Raw genomic sequence first — 19,796 nt, 5'->3', positions numbered from 1 at the left:
ATTGGCTCCTCAAAACCACCGCCTAGGGCGGTGGTGATTGTTCCTTGAGGCTATAGCCTGAAGAAGTGCCCATGTTAGAAGTAACCTCTTATTCACCACAAGTAAGAGGAAACAACCACATGGGCGATTACAGAAGTTCATCACATGTCTATTGGCGTTGCAAATACCATATAGTTTGGACTCCAAAGTACAGATATAAGATTTTGAAAGATAAGGTAGGAAAGGAGCTTTATCGTTCAATCTATATTTTGTGCAATATGAAAGACTGCGAAGTTTTAGAATTAAACGTTCAACCAGATCATGTTCATCTTGTTGTCATTATTCCTCCCAAGTTATCAGTATCGAGTTTGTTAGGAGTTTTAAAAGGCCGAACAGCAATTCGACTTTTCAATAGATTCCCACATATACGTAAGAAATTATGGGGAAATCACTTTTGGGCTAGAGGGTATTTTGTAGATACGGTCGGTGTGAATGAAGAAGTCATTCGGCGATATGTACGACACCAATATAAGCAGGACATAGAGTATGAACAACAATTACAGTTATTGAAGAACTGATAGCGCGGACGCCCCCTTTTAGGGGGTTATAAAGCAAAACCGCCTTCTAAGAAGGCGGATATTTTTTTGAGCTGGCTTAGCTTTTAACTTAGATTGACTCAGTCTTAGCTGGCGAATAATGCAAAATAGCCATCGAAGTTGGCGATAACAGCATTTCACCTTCAGCATGACCTGGTTTTACATTTCTCAGGTTGGTATCACAAATGGTCACCCAGTTTTGATCGCGATCCTTAGGTAACGAAAAGCGTGCAGGTGCGTTAGTCTGGTTGATCAAGTAAATCAACTCGTCACCGTCCTTGCCAATTCCCAAGTGCAGTGCCACCGAGCTTAAACGGTTCCAATCATCATGTTCCATGAGTGTGCCATCGACACGGCTCCAGAAGATGCGGTTAGAGTTACGTTTTTCGCCACTGAATGCCTTAATAAATGGCACCATGTATTGCTGACGAGCAGATATCATTTCCGATAGCCAAGTCTTGAAATACGTCTTGCGTTCAGAATCTTCCCAGTTAAGCCAACTTGTTTCCCCATCTTGGCAGTAAGCGTTGTTGTTGCCCTTTTGAGTATGGGATAACACGTCTGCTGTCAGGATATGCGGAATACCAAAAGCAAACAGCAGGCTCGCCATGAAGTTACGCTTCTGCTTTTCACGCGTTGCGATAACCAATAGGTTTTCGGTCTCGCCCTCTACACCGTAGTTTTCTGAGCGGTTGTCGCCGTGTCCATCGCGGTTGTTCTCACCATTTTCTTCGTTGTGCTTGTGCTTGTACGAAACAAGATCTTGCATGGTGAAGCCGTCATGGTAAGTGATGTAGTTGACGGTTAGTTTGTACGGCCAGTGCGCAGCGCTGTAGATGTCACGTGAACCCATCAAGCGAGTTGCGAACTCTTTCAAGTAGCCTTGATCACCACGCCAGAAGCTACGAGTGATATCTCTAAGCTTGTCGTTACACTCGTTCCAACCTAGCGGGAAATTACCTACTTGATAACCATTAGGGCCAATATCCCACGGTTCTGCGATTAACTTGGTTTCTTTGAGTACCGGATCTTGAGCAACGGCTTTAAAGAAAGCAGCCTCAGGGTTGTAGTTGTCACCTTCGCGCCCCAGTGTCGCGGCCAAATCAAAACGGAAGCCGTCGACTTGGAACTCACTTACCCAGTAACGTAGCGTATCCATGACTAAGTTAAGTGCAGGCTGATGGGTGAGGTCGACCGTATTACCACAACCTGTGAAGTTCGCGTAATGACAACCATGTTTGATGTAGTAGCGGCTATCTAACGCTTTTAGGTTGAAGGTTGTACCGCCCTCACCACCTTCAGCGGTGTGGTTGTAGACAACGTCGAGAATGACTTCGATACCATTGCGGTGGAGCTCACGAATCGCAGTCTTAAGCTCAGTAACCGCGTCTTTCTCTGCATAGCGAGGGTCAGGCACCATGAACAAATATGGGTTGTATCCCCAATAGTTCACTTTCCCCATATCCAATAGATGAGGTTCGTGCATACATGCCGCAATAGGTAAAAGTTGTAGAGAGTTGATGTTTTGCTGTTTGTAGAACGCTAGCATTTCAGGGCTGACTAATCCCAAGTAACGGCCTTTAGTGTTGGTCTCTACTTCTGGATGAAGTTGAGATAAGCCTTTTACATGGGTTTCAAATAGAACGGTCTCTTCACGGCTAATTCGCGGCTTTTCCACGTCTTGCCAATCGAAGGTGTCATCGACAACGACACATTTTGCCATCGCAAAGCTTTTCTCATTGCTATAGGGCGTAACGTAATCGAGCGGTTCGCTTATTGCTTTCGCGTACGGGTCTGAAAGCAGGATAGGGCCATTGTCTGTTTCTGCAATGAAACCGTATTTTTGTCCTGCTTTAATACCGTCAATAAATACATATCTGATATCAGCGTATTCATTTTCCAATTTATAAGTAGTGAATTCATCGTTCTCATCAAAAAGAGCGAGAGAGAGAGATTTACAGTCAGGAGAATAAATTGAGAAGTTGCAGCCAGTGTTACCTAGCGTTGCGCCTAGCGGATAAGGGCGAGCGAGCGTTCTAGTCATTGCTTGATTTCTTGTTCGTTTATCAACATCAGTGAACTATAAGTAAAAAGCTTTGTCACAGTAAGGTCAAGCAACTTCACAGAATAATTACGGTTAAAAAAATAATTCATCGATGAAGTTCAAATTATATATTTGAAGTAGATCTCACTTATGCTGAATAATTAGATCTGAGTGCTGTCTACTCCTCCTAGATTAAGTGATCTACCTCTTTAAAACACCGTTCTGTATATTTTCTACTCCCCTCTAGTCCCCCTTAATTTAGTTAGGGGTGGAGGAAGTCAAACTTGTCATCCCCTCTTAATATTGACCCCGTTGAAACAAATCAGGGGAAACCCTAAACCTCTCTATCTTACGACTACCATTACTGCCTTTGGTTGCCGCAAGAGAGCAAAAATATAAAAACCTAAAATAAATCGTCCTTAATGGAGTTAAGAATGAAAAAAGTAAGTTTGATTGCTGCTGCAGTGGCGACTACGCTAGCTGCTGGCTCTGCGTTCGCTGTTGACTTTAACGGTTACATGCGTGCTGGTACTGGTATCAGCGGTAACGGTAATGGTGATGTATCAGTTAACAAAAACGGTATTGGTCGTCTAGGTAACGAAAATGACAACTACTCTGAGTTTGGTTTAGCTGAAGAACTAAAAACTGGTGAGCAAACGTGGCGCGTTGAGTCAATGATTGCTTCTGGTGCACCAGGTGCAAATGGTTGGGAAGATTCTGATTTTAACGTTGCTCAGTTCGCAGTTAAAGCGAAAGGCGTTCTATCTTTCGACCAAGAAGCGACTCTTTGGGCTGGTAAAACATACTACCAACGTAAAGACATCCACATTACTGACTTCTACTACCTGAATACATCTGGTACTGGTGGCGGTGTTGAAAACATTTCTATTGGCGACCAAAAACTATCTGTTGCATTGATTCAAGATGGCGACACTGATGATTCAACTGGTTACATCTTTGATGCTCGTCTAGCGAACATCGGTCTTTGGCAAGATGCTTCTCTAGAGTTTGCTCTAGCGTACAACTTCGCAACTGATTCTGATGACGCAAGCGAGTCTGCTGACGACGGCCTACTAGCTTCTGCGATTTTACACCAAGGAACTAGCAACGGTTTCCACCAAACAGTACTTCAGTACGGTACTAACGGTTACGGCGTACAAGCTGCAAACTTCTGGGGTTCTGGTTCTTACTACGCACGTGGTACTGAAGCATTCAACGAAGCATCTGGTTTCCGTCTAATTAACTGGGGTGTAATGAACCTTGGCGAATCTTGGGAAATGGGTCACCAACTAGCTTACCTCGCGGGTAGCGATATTGGTGGTGCAGACAAAGATGGTAACTACACAAACAAGACTTTCGATATTGACCAGTACTCTGCTGTAGTTCGTCCAATGTACAAGTGGAACGACACTATGCGTACAGTATTTGAAGCTGGCTACAACGCTGGTGAGCGAATTGCTGAAGGTGGTCTAGCGACTGAAGATTTCGGTAACGCTAAATTCACAGTAGCTCAAGCTTGGGCTATGGGTGACAGCTTCTGGGCTCGTCCTGAAATCCGTGTTTACGGTTCTTACATCCTAGATACTGAAAACAAAGAAGCATTCAATGGCGACGATACAGAATATGTATTCGGTATCCAAGCTGAAGCTTGGTGGTAAACACCTAGCGTAACAAATCCTAAACTGTCCTAATTCATAGCCGGCTCGCGTCGGCTATTTTTTTAAGGAATGTACGATTAAGTTGATCGTTCCCTAGGTGAATAGTTCTCTTTGTGGTAATTAAAGTTAGTAAATTTCTTAAAAAAATAACAAGAAGGAAGGGTTATGTATTTTAAAGCTCTAATGTTGAGTGGCTGTGTTGCGTTGGCCGGTTGTCAATCTGCACAAGTAGTTGAGCAAGTGCAAGTGGCACAGGCTGAACAAGTTAACTCTATTGCTGGTCTTCAATTTGCCCCTATGAAGCTTCCAAGCTCGGCAATTTTCGATGTAACACCAGACAGTCAAATTTTAAACTATCAGGGTATAAACAGCCCTGTAGTAGCGATCGAACTACCAGCGGATCGTGGTGAATACTCTATTAAGATCACTAGCATGATCGGTGAGACTGCATTTGTTCCTAATGCGGTTATCTATGATAAGAACGGTCGTGAGTTAGAGCGTTACGGTAAAGACAGCTTTGAATACGCGAAGCCTAGGTTGCATTTGGGCAACCGTCTTGTTGCAGAAAACGATTTCTACCCACCGACAACTGCTGAGTCTGTGTACTTAGTTATCTATACAGAGCAAGAAGATCTTGGTGGTTTTACTGATGTAATTCACCCTGCACGTCTAGATGCAGAAGGCCGTGGTAACTATCTGCCAGAAGTAGAAGACATTCCAGTTCCAAATGCGAATGTCGGTAAGATAGAAGTAACGATTGATAGAGTGGGCTTCTTCTCATTCGGCTCTAGCAGTGAATCTAACGCTAAACCAGCGGCAGCAGCTAAGGTTGAGACAATTCAACCAGAAACACAAACTTACTACCATAATGCCATTCAGGCAGCAGTAGACGCAGACAATATTCCAAAAGCTCTGAGCTTACTAGATGAGGCAAAAGCATTGAGTATTGAAGGCGCACAAGAAGTTTTTGTAAAAGCAGTCAATAAAAAGTAGTCGACGAGTTTGTAAATACCGATTGATATAAAGAGAAGGGCTCCTAAATAGGAGCCTTTTTATTGCCTGCAGTAAATTAAAAGTAATACTCATAGTTACCAAATGCTTGAATGTACATAACCAAAGATTTACACGTAATAACTAATGGCTAATATAAATGCGCGTGATTCGTTATTTATGTTTTTTATTTACTAGCTAAAACACTCTCGTCTATTTTACTCTTCTCAAATAGTTTAATACGAACTCTATTGACGTATCACCATTTCATCTACCGACCTAAGCTCGGCTTCCTAAATTTTACGTACACTGGAATGAGATGTTCACATGTACTCGTTATGCTTTCTACTAAGAACTAAGGTGGTTCATTTATCTCTTAACATTGGAGTTAATGGAGTTAATGGAGTTAATGGAATGATGTGGTGTATTGGGAATTGTGTTTTTTGAGGACAAAAAAAGGGAGACTGACGTCTCCCAAAGGCTAGCTTTCGCTGGTTTTTATTATCTGTTACTTTGCTTCGATACTTTAAGCTTTACTGCTTAGTGACCGAAACAACTGGACCATCTACGTCGTCATCCAACTCGTGAATCGCATTTAGAGTGAATGTATAGCTACCAGCTTCTGTTACGCTTAGTTGGCAGTTACCATCAGTACCTAGGTCGATTGAACCATCAGCAAGTTCAACGGAGTCACAACCAAAGTTAGGTGATACCCAATCAGCAGCAGCAAACTTGAAGCCATAGTTACCCGCTTCCAAGTTGCCTGTTACAGAATAAACCCCATTAGCAACAAAGCTCATAGCCCAATCATCAACAGGATTCCATCCATTCATGTCACCACGAACGTAAACTGTTGTTTGGCCGTATGGTGGAATACTAGACACATCCTTGTCTGAGTTATCAACCGGCAAACCAGCACCTTGCGCACCGTCTTGAGCTTGTACAAATACAGCGGTGGTTAGTGCAGGTACCGTGAAGGTATCAGCGGTAAAGGTTGCGTTTTTCACTGTGTTGTCAGCTGAGTTTTGTTGAACCGTGTGAAGTGTAAAGCCTGTCGCTCCTGTGATTTTAAACGATTGAGTTTCATTGGTTGAGTTTACAACCGCGACAATCGCATCGTTCTCTGGATCGAGGTCTGTACCTGCGGACACACCATCATCGATAGACATGACAATCAGGCCTTCGACTTGGTCTTCGCCAACGTTACGGAAATCGACACGCTTCATAACTTCGTCAGCTGTATCTAAGCGGAACAGTTCGCTTGAGCTACGGATCTTTAATAGCTCTAGGAATTGCTGCTTAGTTAATTCAATGTCGTCTGCGTCTGGTTTCGCCGTTGGGTCCGCAATGATGGTTTTGATCAGATCCCAGTTTGCACCGTCTTTGTCTTCACGAGGTAAGCCGACGTTCCAGTTGTTATCAGTACCATCAAACATTACGCGGTTGTACCAGTCACCAGAGTCGTAAGAATCACGCTGCATCGACTTAGAACGAAGCAGTTCAGAACCCATATGGATGAATGGTATGCCTTGGCCTAACATCACGGTAGAGAGCGATACAGACTGCATGCGAGCACGCTCTGCAGAGCTAGTCCCTTCTGCGATTTTGTAAGCGTTGTTGTCCCAAAGTGTTTGGTTATCGTGTTTTGAAACGTAGGAGATGTTCTCTGAAGGCATCTTGGTGTAACCAGCCGGTGCACCGTTGTAGTCGACGTTTTTACCCAGTTTGGTATCGCCTTTGTAATCAATCAGCACGTATTCTGCTAGGTTACCCGCCATACCTAAACGGACAAGGTCTTGGTTGTGTAAACGACCGTTGATAGACTCTTGATCGACTTTGGTTTCATCGTTAGCAATCGCAGCGTTACCGAAACCTTGGTTGAAGCGAAGTGGGTGATTGCCTTCTGAATCGACTCCACCATCGAACGGGCTGCCGCCACGAACTGCATCACGCAAACGGTCTGAGAAGGTACCGATTTCTGTGCCTGCCATGTTGATTTGATTCGCTTGGTCGAAGCGAGCGTTATTTGCTACCTCGCCAAAATCCCAACCTTCACCGTAGAACAGGGTGTTCTCGTCGATTTTACGTACTTCAGAAAGAGCTTCTACCATCACGTCCTTTGGCTGGTGACCCATTAAGTCAAAACGGAAACCATCTACTTTATAGTCGTCAGCCCACACCTTAAGTGAGTCGACCATCAATTTACCCATCATCAGGTTTTCGGTCGCGGTGTTGTCACAACATGTTGAGTTCTCTACGCCACCTGTGTTCACATTAAGACGGTGGTAATACCCAGGGACAATCTTATCCAGCACTGACTTATCGTTTACGCCGGATGCATTAGTGTGGTTGTATACCACGTCCATGATCAGCTTTAGATCCATGTCATGCGTGGCTTTTACCATTTGACGGAACTCTAGAATACGCTTAGATCCGTTTGGATCCGTTGCGTAACTTCCCTCTGGCACTGTGTAATGGAATGGGTCGTAACCCCAGTTGAAGCTGTCGAGCATACGTAAATCGTTCATTAGCGCTTGTGCATCGCCTGTTGAAGGATCATAGCCATCAAGTACTTCTTCGATGACTTTATTTTCGTCTTCGCTTCCACATAAGGCAGCTGTCGGTTTTACATCACACAGTTTGCCAACGGTGTCGGTGATATCAACACGGCTCGCTTCATCTTCATTAACGGTAGCGATATCAAATGCCGGTAAGATATGTAGTGTTGTTAAGCCTGCATCTTGCAGAGCTTGTAGGTGTTTGACCGACTCACGCTCTGATTCTGTGAGAGCTAGATACTTACCGTTTAGGTTTGGTGTACCTAGCTTGTCGCTGAAACTAAAATCACGAAGGTGAGATTCGTAAAGTACATGATCTTCGTCTTTCTCTACTGTTGGTCGTTGGTAGTCGTCCCAGTTCGCAGGTTTTAAGGTTGAATCATTCAGGTCAATCACTTGAGAGTATGCTGAGTTCTTTGACAAACTGAGAGAGTAAGGGTCTGTCACAAGGCGAGTTTCGATATTGCCTGTGGTTGGGTGATAAACCTTAACTTGGTAACGATAATAACTGTTCACTGCATTAGAAACTGCGTCAGTTACCCAAATACCTGTCTCAGTGTTTTCCTTCATCGGGATTACTTGTGAACTTAGCAGATCTTCACTGTAAAGAACGAGTTCTACATCTTGCGCTGTTGGTGCCCAAAGTTTGAAGGTAGCTGCACTGCCTTCAACAATCGCGCCGAGTTCTTCAGCCATCGCATTACCAGCATCTTCACTGGCAAATACCGCATCAAGCACACCCGGCTTTTGAACCTCAGTTGAAGAGGTAACGTCGCCATTTGAGTTGTAGGCAACAAGGATTATCTGAGACTTCAAAATGGTGCGCAGTGTTGTGTCATCAACATCAATTGCCACTGCTGGTAAGCTTGCTAGGTGTCGGAAACGTTCTTTTAATTCAGAAGATAGTTCTCCATCTTTGCTTAGTTCAATTGCATTTCCGCCGACAATCTCTTTGTCATCGTTCATTGTGATGCTGTTGTCTAGTGCATAGAAGAGCTTCACAGAATCTGCATTGCTAGCCGCTTCCCAACCAATTGTGGTTGCATCTAGCCAGTGTGCTTTTTGGCCATCAATATTGACTGGTCGCTCTGAAATAGGATCGTAGTACAACTCGCTGCTGCCATGGAAACCGAATACGCCTTGTGAATCGCCAAGCTTAGTTAACTCGACTTTTGAGTTCGCACTGCCAAACGCTTTCTCATCACCATTGTGTAAGATGAAGTTCATGCATTTGTGTGGGTCAGAGGCATCTGGATCAACTTTCAGCACATAGTAAGCACCGTAAGTATCGCTGATACCATCGTATTCGTAAGGGCTGTTCCAGTCGGTTCCGGTTTCACTTAATCCCATGCCGACTAAATCTGTGCTGGTACAGCCTTCACCATTCCAAAGGTGCAGCCCCCAACCGTCGTAAGTTGAGCCAGATGAGCTGGCAGCGGCAACATCGCGTTTGTAGTAAATAACGACTTCGTTTTCAGCTGCAGGGTATAAACCACTGTTGCCAGGGTCTGTACCGTTGTCGCTATCATTATCACTACCACAACCCGCGATCAAAGTAGCGGTAAAGAGCGGTAAAATTGCTTTGGCCAATGTAGAGCGTTTGAAGCTCTTCTTTTTGGTGTTGTTGAAAGTATTTCGTAGAGAGATAATTTTATTAATATTTATGCTGTTCACGTTTTAATATCCATATTTCACTTTTTATGAAGATTAATATCCTAGTCTTAACGATGGTCAACTATTTGTGATGGCTATGTATAAAGTTATTTTTAATGCGTAAAAATAGGAAACCTAGTGTCAATATCACGCTTTGTATTTGGTTTGAGTTAAATTAATTGGATCAATAACTCATATGTTTAATATCAATAGTAGAAGGCGTAGAGGATGGGAGTAGATAATAAGGATGAGAGCTCATCCTTATTAATGTGAGGAAGGTATCGAATTGAGGTGACGTTAATTTAATGTGGGAATTAAGTTATTTATCAATTAATTAAAACTCAGATTGTTTAGGAGTTAATAATAAACATCTTATTCAGATAAGGGAAATACCCAAACCAACGAAGCCAGTGGCTTTAGCTCAAGACTAAAACTGCCAATACTTTCCTCAACTTTTAATACCTGTTGTTGAATGCCTTCAATATGTTCATCCAACAAGTAACTGTCATCGGCGATTGTGAGCGTTTGTATAACATCACTTGGAACGGTTAAGTGAATATTCTCGGTGATATGTTGGCTGAAATTCGCAGCAATTAAGGTCAGTTCTTGGTCGTCATAGCGCAGAAATGCGTAAACCGAATCATTCAAATTATTGCTCTGGTGTAAGTCTAGGTAATGTCCCGTCATTGAAGAGTGCTCAAGCGAAAAGTTCATGACCTTCTGATAGAAGTGACGTAGTTGTTTTTCGTTTTCGTCTAATAGCCCGCCATCGAATGCACCTTGGTTCATCCATTTTTGGTGTTGTGGGACGCCGATGTAGTCAAAAATTGATGTACGCGAGGGTTGTCCAAAGCCTGCGTTCTCCGCGCCCGGTTCGCCGACTTCTTGTCCAAAGTAAATCATGGTTGGTGAACTGCTTAATAACGCGCTGACGAGCATTGCAGGCTTAGCAATACTAGGATTGCCAACAAACTCTGAAGACGCGATACGCTGTTCATCGTGGTTATCCAAGAAGTGCAGCATGTGATGTTCAATATCCATCATCTGATGCTGGATTTCGGGAATGATAGCCGTTGATGCCTTACCTCGCATGATCTCTTTAAGTCCATCGTACAGATCCACTTTATCGTATAGATAATCCATTTTTCCGAGATGGATATAGTCACGGTACAAGTCTGGTTGGTATACCTCTGCCATGAGAAATGCATTGGGATTTTTCATTTTTATTGATGAGTTGAGGTAACTCCAAAATTCGACAGGCACCATTTCAACCATGTCGTACCGGAAACCATCAACGCCTTTGTCTAACCAGAACAAGGCGATGTCTCGGAACTTAATCCAAGAGCTAGGCACATCGACAGACTCCCAGAAATGGCAGTGTTCACGGCAGTCGCGTTGGGCATAGCCACTTGGTAACTCTGGGAAGTCTTTTGAACCGTCAGGTCGTACACCGTAATTGATCTTCACGGTTTCATACCAATCGTCGAAATCAGGCTTAGCCAAGCGTGAGCCGTTGCCTGTCCATTTGGCGGGCTTTTCGATAAACGGAGAACGAAGGTTTGGGTGCTGCTCACCACCAAGCGGGGTAAAGTTGGGCTCGATATCTGGCAGTTCAAAGGCGCTGTTCGGGATGTAGTAAAAGTTGTTATCTCGATGGTATTCGAGTGTTGTGTCATCATCAGCACCAAAGTCACTGACGCCTTGTGGGTTATTTAGCCCCTCATAATGACGCGCAACGTGATTAGGGACGATATCGATGATTACCTTTAAGCCATTGTCGTGGCTTCTTTTGATTAATGCCTCAAACTCTTCCTGACGGCGCTCGGGGTTTTCGGCGAGATCTGGGTTTACGGAATAGTAATCTTTGACGGCATAAGGGGAGCCAGCACGGCCTTTTACCACGCTCGGGTGATCGTCTGAAATACCAAGGTGCTTGTAATCATTGATGAGCGCATGATGTGGCACTCCGGTATACCAAATGTGAGTTATTCCGAGTTTACGAATTTCTGACAGCGCTTTATCTGTAAAATCACTGAACTTGCCGACGCTGTTTTGTTCGATTGTGCCCCATGGAACATGTTGGGTGTTTTTATTGCCAAATAAACGCGTAAAAACTTGGTAGATGGCGTACTTTTGGTTGTACATATTTATAATTCCTTTAACTTCCATCATGTTATGTAGGGATGAAAGGGCTTGCTTGTTATTTGGCAGGCTAACTGAATTACAATATGCCTTGCTCATCCTTATCAAAATCTACAGGGCGTAATTGCTACAGTATGTGAGCTGTTGCCCAAAAGGAGTTTATGTTGTCTTCATCTATTCAAATTGCGATCACCTATCTGGTGTTGGTTGCGATATCTGTGTTGTTTGCGGAAAGTTCGAAAGCGCTGTTGGTGTGGTATCTGGCTATCGGATTGGTGACGTTTTTTGTGTACGCGAAAGACAAACGAGCCGCGATTAATGGTAATTGGCGCGTACCAGAGAAAACCTTGCACATTTTGTCTGTTGCTGGTGGTTGGTTGGGGGCTTTGATCGCACAAGATAAACTGCGTCATAAAACGCAAAAACAGCCGTTCAGAACGATTTATTGGCTGACGGTGGCAATAAATATAGCAGTGTTTATATGGACGTTAACGCCGAGCGGACAGGCGATATTTGGCCGTTGGGTTAGTGAAATTATTGGGTTTCTTTAACGACAATGATGGTTAGCAGCCGTGTACTAACCATCAGTAGCTATAGTGAGTCGATTAGAGCATCGGAATTGTCGACGCTAGCAGTAAACCCGCCATACCATAGTTGAAGCTTTTGATGCGTACTGGTGTTGTTAGCCAGTGTTGCAGTTGTTTGCCTGCTGCCGTCCAGAAGGTCACGGATGGTAAGTTAGCTAGCGTAAAAATGGCTGCGATGATTGCAAGTTCCCACCATGAGCTGCCACTGCTATAAACGGAGATCGCGGTTAGCGCCATCGACCAACCTTTCGGGTTCACCCATTGAAAACTTGCCGCGCCGAGAAAGGTCATCGGCTTATACGCTTCGGTACTTTTGGCTTTGCCGCTCAAAGCTATCTTGATCGCTAGGTATACGAGGTAAGCAAGGCTCAGGTACTTCAAGATTTGGTGCGTCACCGGGTATGCATTGAAAATCCCCATTAAGCCGAAGCCAACCAATAGCAGCATAGCCGCAAACCCTAGAGCAATGCCAAGCATGTGCGGAATGGTACGGGCAAAGCCAACATTCGCACCTGATGTCATGAGCATGATGTTATTTGGACCCGGTGTGAAGGTCGAGACAAACGCAAACAAGGCAAGTGCGCTAAGTTGTTCTAAAGGCATAATGGTTCTCCAGCAATAAAATGAACGAAGTGACTGACCGGTCATGACTTTCACGTGTTGAGAAACATAGTAGGTGGAAAGTGAGGCAATTATGTGCTTTTATTTCACCTATTATCACTAAATGCACAATAATAAGTACCTATGGATAGATTTGACGAAAGGATATTGCAAGAGCTTAAATTGGACGGCAGAATCTCCAATATTGAGCTTTCAGAACGGATTGGTTTGTCGGCTTCAGCGACCCTAAGGCGAGTACAAGATCTTGAGCGCAAAGGCATCATCCAAGGTTACCGCGCAGTTTTGGATAATGGCCTGATGGGTGTGGGCTTTATTGCCTACGTTTCGATTGGCTTATCGAGCCACAGCAAAGCGGCTCAGTTGGAATTTGAACAACACGTCAGCATGGAAAAAGAAGTGGTGGAGTGCCACAACATCACTGGTGCTAACGAGTATTTGTTGAGAGTCGAAACCAAAGATCTGCCGGGCTATAAGAAGTTTCATGCCGATGTGCTTGGGGAATGTGCTCAGGTGCAATCTATTACGACTATGGTTGTGATGGACACCCCCAAAGATGAACGCTAATCGAGTTTTATTGCAGGAGAGGCGCAGTGCCCAATACTAATCAGTTGTTATTGTTCTTAGATGTGGTTCAACAAGGGTCGTTTACCAAAGCGGCAACCTTGCATGATATGGACAATTCATCACTCTCTAAACAGATCAAAAAGCTTGAGCAAGACTTAGGTGTTCAGCTGCTCAACCGTTCTACGCGCTCGTTTTCTTTGACGTCGGCGGGTGAAGATATTCTCGCGCAAACCTATGTGTTGAAAGACACCATCAATCAGATCCAAGGCATTGCAGATTCGTACCAGTCTGAACCTAAAGGCGTGCTACGAATTACCTCGCCCATCTATTTTGGTCAGCAATATCTGCAACCTATTATCACTCAGTTTATGAGAAAGTACCCGGACGTTCAGATTGTGCTGTCATTGGACGACAAGATCGCCAACATCATTGCTGGGCAGTTTGATATCGCGTTTCGCTTCAGTAAGCTTGTTGAATCGAATTTGATTGCGAAGAAGATAGCTGACAGTAACTTCATGTTGGTCGCGTCGAACGATTTCGTTAAGCAGCACGGTGAACCTAAGACACCACAAGATTTGCTAGCTTTGCCTGCGGTGATTTATACCAATGGCGATATGACGGTGGATCATCTACGTATCAGTGAAGAGCCGCATGGCAATACTTTCCAAAGCCTGACGATTCGTGGCAACTATAAGGTGAGTGATGTTCGGACCATGGTGTCTTGCGTGAAAGATGGCTTGGGTTATGGCTTCCTTGACCAATCAAACCTGTATGCCTCAATGAAAGAGCTTGGCTTGGTCACCTTGCTACCGGATTACCCGATTTCTACAATCGATACCGCGATTTATGCTGTCTATCCACACCGTAAGCAGACCAAACTGGTGAAAGAATTCATCACTACGGTTCAAGACTATATTGGCTCTCCGACCATTTGGGAGAAGATGCAGCAAGGTTAGCTGTTTCTCTGCCATATCAAATCAAAAAAGGAGCCAGATCGTCATACGATCTGGCTCCTTTTTACTTTCCTGCAGTCACTAATTTACAATGTAAAGCTTAGCTATAGCTGGCGTGATAGGCTCTTTTCTCGAAAGGAGTACCTCTTTAATTAAAGTTAGTGGTTGTGAATCACTTCTTTGCCACTCGGGTAAGCTTTCGTACCTAGCACGTGGCCATCAATTTCTTTACCGTAGTAGCCTTGATGGTTGTGGTAACGCTCAGCATTAGCAGCCACATCGCCTTTGTATCTCGGATCTTGTGGGCGTTCATGACTGTTGACGAAAGCAGCCACATCCCATGCATCTTGAATGGAAAGCTGTTGGCTCTTTCCAAGCGGCATGTTTTCGTAAATAAAGTAAGCCGCTGTGTTTACGCGGTGCATACCTGCGCCCCAGTTGAACGAGTTCTCGCCCCAAAGTGGTGGTAGGTATGAGCGACCATCAGCCCCTTTAATGCCTTCGCCATTTTGACCATGACACGTTTGGCAGCTGGTTTGGTAAACCTTCTCACCACGCGCTATCGAAGGTTCTTGTTCAGGGTTAGCAATCTTAGGGTAGCCACGGCCTGCCAATTTGCTGCGGTCATCTATTGGGTATTTGCTTAGCAGCTCTTCAGGAAGAGGGAAGCTTTCCGCTTTACCTCCGACTTGTAAATCCGCATCGCTGATCTCAGGAACGGGCGTATCTTGCATGCCGTTTTTATCTAAGATGCCACCCATCGCTAACCAGTATGAATAAGCCGTGAGCGCGATCATCTCTTTTGAGCCAACTGCTGGTGGCAAGCCATTCATTGAATAAGTGAAACAGCCTTGGATACGCTCTGCGTAGCTGTTTACCTTGTCGTTTTTCTTACGGTAAGCCGGGTAGGCCATGTAAGCTCCCCAAAGAGGTGCTGCGTTTGCTTTCATGCCTGCTTGCATGTGGCAGTTGACACAGTTTTGCTCGTTGCCGACATACTCGCCACGCATCTGTTGTGAATCGACAAACAGCGAATAGCCCAGTTTTACTTTGTCGCCAAATTCCCCTGCAGGAATATCGACCAAGTCTCGTGGCACCAGATACTTGTTATCTTGAGGTTTCTCTACTGCGGGCAGTTCGGTTTGGCGATCGGGCAACTCACCTTCGGCGTAAGCGATTCCAGAGGCAAGGGTTACGGTAATTAAAAGTAATGTTTTCATGCGAGCCCTTTAGTATCGGAAAGATGCGAAGTAGTAAGACAGGTTTTTGATTTCATCGTCGGTTAACTTGCCAGCGATGTTGCCCATCATGTTCAAATCATCACCCTTGCGAGTGCCGTTTTTCCAAGCGTTGAGCTGAGTTTGAATGTAGTCGGCGTGCTGGCTCGCTAGGCGTGGAAATTTGTCTACACCCATACCACTTGGGCCGTGGCAGGTTGCACAAGCGGGAATGTTTCGATCCCAGTCGCCTTGGAATACAAGCTTACGATACGGGTTATCGATATCAGCCTGTGAGCCGCGCTGCTCTAAATCAGTGAATTCATAAGAAGGCAGTGAAGCGAAGTATTTTGCAACCTCACGACGAATTGCGGGATCAGAAACACCATCAGCCATGCCCTTCATGATCGCGCTTTGACGCTCACCACTAGAGAATAGAACCAGTTGATGTTCGAGGTAATCAGCATTAAGCCCAGCAAGCATCGGGGCGATGTTAGGCATGCCTTTACCGTCGGCTTGGTGGCAGCCGCTACAGGTTTCTGCGGCTTCTGGCATTGGATTAGGCGCTGCTTGTGCAAAACCGGATAAAGAAAGGCTTCCTAGAGCAGCGATGCAAAGCGTTAGAGTTTGAGTTTTTATGTTCAGCTTAATCATGAGGCGTCGCTATTGGTTATAGAGCACGCATTTTCGACATAATTGGTTGCTCGCGCTATTGTGGATTTCCACATTAATTCATTTGGAACTTGAGGTAAGTCTCACATTAATAACCCCAATCACCATAATGGCATTGATGTGAATTTCGACAGGCTAATCCAACTGCCGTTAATGAAATGCAAGGGAACTGCCATGTTCGCCTCGGTGTAACTGCTTGTTAAGGCTCTTTTATGGCACCGATTGTATAAGCATAGCCGCTTTATAGAGGCTAGCTAAAAAAGTTACGCTGAAGAGAATAACTGTGAAGTGAAGAATCTTTGGTTGTTGCGACGGGATTGGTTGTTGAGGCTTGGATTGAATATTGCGGGTCGAATGCTGTCGATGTATTGGCTGTTAAACAAGCAGAGCAACCTCGAACGGTGAAGTTGCTCTGTTGTTGCCCTAGCTAGGTATGAGTAGGGATGTGTATTGGATTACTGATTAGACTTTGTAGATCTTAGCTGGAAGCGCTTGTCTTGCTGCTGCGCCCACCACCCAATCCAACATGACGCCTTTGCCTTCTCTCGTTGGGTCAATCAAACCAATATCATTGATGTTAACGCCATCGTTTGACTTCATCTTCACTGGTTGCTGTGTGTCACCAATCCAGTGCGCACGTTCGCCGAGCTCTTTATGGCCAAAGCCATGTTCAAAGCCTAATGTGCCCGGCTTGATACCCTCGATCACCATTGCCAACGCATGTGTGGTTGAACTCGGTGTTTCAATGGCAAATACGTCACCAGTTTTGATACCTGCCGAAGAGGCGTCTTGCGGGTGAATGTACACCGGGTTCACGCCTTTAATCGACTCTAAACGTGGTGACAAGTTAGACACTGCACTGTGAATGTTGGATTTAAAGTTGGTTAGGGTGAATGGCCACTCTTTTGCTGGGAACTGCTCAGAAAAAGGCGTACCGTCTGCCAGTTTTTGTGGATACCATGTCGGGCAACCCATGTACTGCTCGCCACTGAAGGTGTTGCGAGAGGTACCAAGTTTCTCATTCCAGATAGCCAATGGCTTGGTCCATTTGTACTTCATAGTTTCATTGGTGTAGGCGTTGGTTGCGTCTTCGAAACGACCGCCACGCGCAAAGATGTACGCCACTTTTAGCATCTCATCAGGTTTAAGCGTTTTGTTCATCACAGGCACAAGGCGCTCAAGGCCAGACCAAACAATGTCTTCAGCATCCACATTCGGCACGCCGCCTTTTGCAAATGCTAGGTTAGCCGCAGAGCGCAGGTAGAAATCTTCAGCGCTATGAATACCGTGCCAGTTACCTTGGCTATCTTTAATGGCGTTTTCGCCGAAGCCACCCAAGTCGAGGGTTTTCGCTAGATCAATAAAGAAGTTTTCTAGGTTGATGGCGCGTCCGTCTTTAGTTCGTGAGGTTTTAGGCTCAACAATCGGCCAACGAGCAGTGATCGCCTTAGTCGCCACGCCATGCCAAGGTGTTGCCATACCCCAACTCTCGTAGGTTACTGTGTCTGGCACAAGGTAATCTGATAGTGCTGTGGTTTCATTGATGAAAGCATCGATAGAGACGATCAAACCCAGCTGCTTTGGATCTTTAAGCTTCTCACCTAATAGGTTATCTAAACCCGGAACACCATAAAGTGGGTTCGCCATGTGGTTGATCCATGCCTTTGCGCGGTAAGGGTAGCCATCAATCGCAGCTGATAAGTGCTCAGTTAAAAGCGGTGCAGAGATTGGGTACCACGGCGCGCGTGTTGGGTAAGGTGACTCGCCTGCCGCAACACGACGTTTGTATTCGCTGGTTTTGTGATACGGGAACTTGCTGCGAGATAAGAATACGCCTTGCGGCTTCGTCTTACCCTTGAACTTGGTAAAGTCGTAACGTGGTCCTGCAACAGAAGTTGGGTAGCCACCCGCTTTCGCCATCGCCCCGCCTTTTGCATTGATGTTACCGATCAGCGCGTTCAGCATCAGAATAGAGAACGAGTTGTAGAAGCCATTGGTGTGCATGTTGCCGCCGTGAGTATCGACGACGGCTTTTGTCCCGTAGCTTGTGAAGCGTTTCGCCAGTGCAATGATCTGATCTTGCGGGATTTCACACTGCTCGCTGTAGTAAGCAAGGTCATATTTGAAGGCTTCTTCTTTCAATCTTTGTAGAGAAGACTTAACACGAACGGTTTGACCATCGATTTCTACGTCTTGATCGACGAACAACGCTGCTTCATCGACCTGAACATTTGATGCCAATAGTGACGTTGTCACATTGAGTGCGACAAATGCATCATCGTCAGACATCGGTTCGCCCGTTTCGAGCAAGCCAATATCCGAAGCGCGAAGCATACGCCCGTTCTGAGGGTGTGTTTCCTCGCTGATCACGAGGTGAGATGCATTACACCAGTGTGTGGTGCCTGCTTTTTGCATTGCTTGCGCGCTTGGGCGAGATAAGAAGTCGTGATTGTAGCGCTGGTTTTCAATGATCCATTGGATCATGCCTAGAACTAATGCTGAATCGGTGCCCGGTTTGATCGGAAGCCAGTTGTTACGATCGCCCGCTGCAAGACTTGATGATCCCGCAGGAAGACTTGGTGTCACTATGGTGTAGCTCAGTTTTCCGTTAGTACGAGCTTCAGCAAGTTGTCGTGCTTGGCGCTTAAACGGGTTACCCGCTTGAGCTGGAGACATACCGATGAACAGAATGAACTCGGCATTGTTGAAGTCAGGCTTTAAGTGCGAGAACTTGTCTAAGTCATTCATGATCGCGCCAGAACCTGCACGGAATGCGTAGCCACAGTAAGAACCGTGGTGACCGAAGTTTCGTGTACCGTAACTGTTGAATGCAAAGCGCTTCAAGATGTCATCACGACCTTCGTTACCGGCGTTGGTTACCAATAACTGGTTAGCTTTTGGGCCGTATTCAGGATTATTCGGATCAAGTGGTGTTTCGATGTCGCGAATCGAACGTAAGCCTTCCACTTCGCCTTCTCCAAACAAGTCACCACCTTCGGTGATCTCAGAGATAAGCTGCTCGTAGCTGATGGGTTCCCACTTGCCTTCACCGCGCTTACCGACACGTTTAAGCGGTTGAGTGATTCGGTATGGGCTGTTTTGAATCTCTAACATGCCGTTGCCACGGGCGCAGGCAGTCGAGCGGTTGTTGATGCCTGACTCACCAGACAAGCCAATGTAGGCCTCTTTTACCGGTGTTTTGAACGGGATCTGCTGATCACTTGATAGTGGGTGGTATGGGTTACCGGAGATACGTAAGATCTCGTCATTGCGGTTATCGATACGCACACGCAAGCCGCACAGTGTCCAGCAACCAAAACACATTGATGGTGCAACGCGTTGGTTTGGATTTGGTGAAATCTTACCTTGTTCATCGACACTGTACTCTGTCTCTAACGAATTACCGTGGTGGATGTGGTTGGTTTTCTTACCCGCGGTGCCATCGATAGCACCGTGAACCATGTGTTTTGTGGTTGTCGCATAACCTGCAGCAAAAGCTCCAACACCACCGGCAGCAAGGCCTGTTTTCAAAAATTGACGACGTTTGTTATCCATGATGATT

13 protein-coding genes are annotated in these 19,796 nt (G+C 45.4%); 6 read left to right on the top strand and 7 right to left on the bottom strand.

Features of this window, described 5'->3' with window-relative positions:
* Window positions 1–119: 119 nt before the first annotated feature.
* A complete protein-coding gene (tnpA, locus tag L0992_19925; protein XGB70393.1) occupies window positions 120–557 on the top strand; it encodes an IS200/IS605 family transposase in 438 nt (145 codons plus the stop codon).
* A gap of 88 nt (window positions 558–645) precedes the next feature.
* Here the strand turns inward: tnpA and glgX are convergent, their stop codons facing one another.
* Window positions 646–2,619, bottom strand: coding sequence for a glycogen debranching protein GlgX (gene glgX / locus L0992_19920; GenBank protein ID XGB70281.1), 1,974 nt, complete (start codon window positions 2,617–2,619; stop codon window positions 646–648).
* Between the two features lie 434 nt (window positions 2,620–3,053).
* On the opposite strand from glgX, the gene lamB reads away from it, so the two are divergent.
* Together lamB and L0992_19910 are read left to right on the top strand one after the other, a co-directional pair.
* Window positions 3,054–4,277, top strand: a complete 1,224-nt coding sequence (gene lamB, locus L0992_19915; protein XGB70280.1) for a maltoporin LamB — start codon at window positions 3,054–3,056, stop codon at window positions 4,275–4,277.
* Between the two features lie 165 nt (window positions 4,278–4,442).
* On the top strand, window positions 4,443–5,270 hold the full coding sequence (locus tag L0992_19910) for a MalM family protein (GenBank protein ID XGB70279.1): 828 nt from the start codon (window positions 4,443–4,445) through the stop codon (window positions 5,268–5,270).
* A gap of 530 nt (window positions 5,271–5,800) precedes the next feature.
* On the opposite strand, the gene pulA is transcribed toward L0992_19910, so the two are convergent.
* Together pulA and L0992_19900 are read right to left on the bottom strand one after the other, a co-directional pair.
* Window positions 5,801–9,499, bottom strand: coding sequence for a pullulanase-type alpha-1,6-glucosidase (gene pulA, locus L0992_19905; protein XGB70278.1), 3,699 nt, complete (start codon window positions 9,497–9,499; stop codon window positions 5,801–5,803).
* 351 nt (window positions 9,500–9,850) lie between these two features.
* A complete protein-coding gene (locus tag L0992_19900) occupies window positions 9,851–11,623 on the bottom strand; it encodes an alpha-amylase (GenBank protein XGB70277.1) in 1,773 nt (590 codons plus the stop codon).
* A gap of 158 nt (window positions 11,624–11,781) precedes the next feature.
* Between L0992_19900 and L0992_19895 the strand changes: the two genes are divergently transcribed.
* A complete protein-coding gene (locus L0992_19895; GenBank protein ID XGB70276.1) occupies window positions 11,782–12,171 on the top strand; it encodes a DUF1294 domain-containing protein in 390 nt (129 codons plus the stop codon).
* Between the two features lie 54 nt (window positions 12,172–12,225).
* Here the strand turns inward: L0992_19895 and L0992_19890 are convergent, their stop codons facing one another.
* Window positions 12,226–12,810, bottom strand: coding sequence for a LysE family translocator (locus L0992_19890; protein ID XGB70275.1), 585 nt, complete (start codon window positions 12,808–12,810; stop codon window positions 12,226–12,228).
* A gap of 141 nt (window positions 12,811–12,951) precedes the next feature.
* Here L0992_19890 and L0992_19885 point away from each other — a divergent pair, with 141 nt between their 5' ends.
* Both L0992_19885 and L0992_19880 read left to right on the top strand, forming a co-directional pair.
* Window positions 12,952–13,392, top strand: a complete 441-nt coding sequence (locus L0992_19885; protein ID XGB70274.1) for an Lrp/AsnC family transcriptional regulator — start codon at window positions 12,952–12,954, stop codon at window positions 13,390–13,392.
* Window positions 13,393–13,418: 26 nt separating this feature from the next.
* A complete protein-coding gene (locus L0992_19880) occupies window positions 13,419–14,348 on the top strand; it encodes a LysR family transcriptional regulator (protein ID XGB70273.1) in 930 nt (309 codons plus the stop codon).
* Between the two features lie 155 nt (window positions 14,349–14,503).
* On the opposite strand, the gene L0992_19875 is transcribed toward L0992_19880, so the two are convergent.
* The 3 genes from L0992_19875 to ttrA all read right to left on the bottom strand — a co-directional run bounded on the left by L0992_19875 (window position 14,504) and on the right by ttrA (window position 19,789).
* A complete protein-coding gene (locus tag L0992_19875; protein ID XGB70272.1) occupies window positions 14,504–15,565 on the bottom strand; it encodes a c-type cytochrome in 1,062 nt (353 codons plus the stop codon).
* A gap of 9 nt (window positions 15,566–15,574) precedes the next feature.
* Window positions 15,575–16,216: a c-type cytochrome gene (locus L0992_19870; GenBank protein ID XGB70271.1), complete on the bottom strand. Its 642-nt coding sequence runs from the start codon at window positions 16,214–16,216 to the stop codon at window positions 15,575–15,577.
* A gap of 480 nt (window positions 16,217–16,696) precedes the next feature.
* Window positions 16,697–19,789, bottom strand: a complete 3,093-nt coding sequence (ttrA, locus tag L0992_19865; protein ID XGB70270.1) for a tetrathionate reductase subunit TtrA — start codon at window positions 19,787–19,789, stop codon at window positions 16,697–16,699.
* Window positions 19,790–19,796: the final 7 nt, after the last annotated feature.

Source organism: Vibrio pomeroyi (assembly GCA_041879425.1).
Lineage (GTDB): Bacteria > Pseudomonadota > Gammaproteobacteria > Enterobacterales > Vibrionaceae > Vibrio > Vibrio pomeroyi_A.
The sequence above is the reverse complement of the archived record's forward strand: the minus strand, read 5'-3'. Positions and strand labels throughout refer to the sequence as shown.

What these genes read in the sequence shown, in the direction of transcription:
- tnpA (XGB70393.1), top strand. Translation starts at nt 120, where the DNA reads ATGGGCGATTACAGAAGTTCATCACATGTCTATTGGCGTTGCAAATAC.
- glgX (XGB70281.1), bottom strand. Translation starts at nt 2,619, where the DNA reads ATGACTAGAACGCTCGCTCGCCCTTATCCGCTAGGCGCAACGCTAGGT.
- lamB (XGB70280.1), top strand. Translation starts at nt 3,054, where the DNA reads ATGAAAAAAGTAAGTTTGATTGCTGCTGCAGTGGCGACTACGCTAGCT.
- L0992_19910 (XGB70279.1), top strand. Translation starts at nt 4,443, where the DNA reads ATGTATTTTAAAGCTCTAATGTTGAGTGGCTGTGTTGCGTTGGCCGGT.
- L0992_19900 (XGB70277.1), bottom strand. Translation starts at nt 11,623, where the DNA reads ATGTACAACCAAAAGTACGCCATCTACCAAGTTTTTACGCGTTTATTT.
- L0992_19895 (XGB70276.1), top strand. Translation starts at nt 11,782, where the DNA reads ATGTTGTCTTCATCTATTCAAATTGCGATCACCTATCTGGTGTTGGTT.
- L0992_19890 (XGB70275.1), bottom strand. Translation starts at nt 12,810, where the DNA reads ATGCCTTTAGAACAACTTAGCGCACTTGCCTTGTTTGCGTTTGTCTCG.
- L0992_19885 (XGB70274.1), top strand. Translation starts at nt 12,952, where the DNA reads ATGGATAGATTTGACGAAAGGATATTGCAAGAGCTTAAATTGGACGGC.
- L0992_19875 (XGB70272.1), bottom strand. Translation starts at nt 15,565, where the DNA reads ATGAAAACATTACTTTTAATTACCGTAACCCTTGCCTCTGGAATCGCT.
- L0992_19870 (XGB70271.1), bottom strand. Translation starts at nt 16,216, where the DNA reads ATGATTAAGCTGAACATAAAAACTCAAACTCTAACGCTTTGCATCGCT.
- ttrA (XGB70270.1), bottom strand. Translation starts at nt 19,789, where the DNA reads ATGGATAACAAACGTCGTCAATTTTTGAAAACAGGCCTTGCTGCCGGT.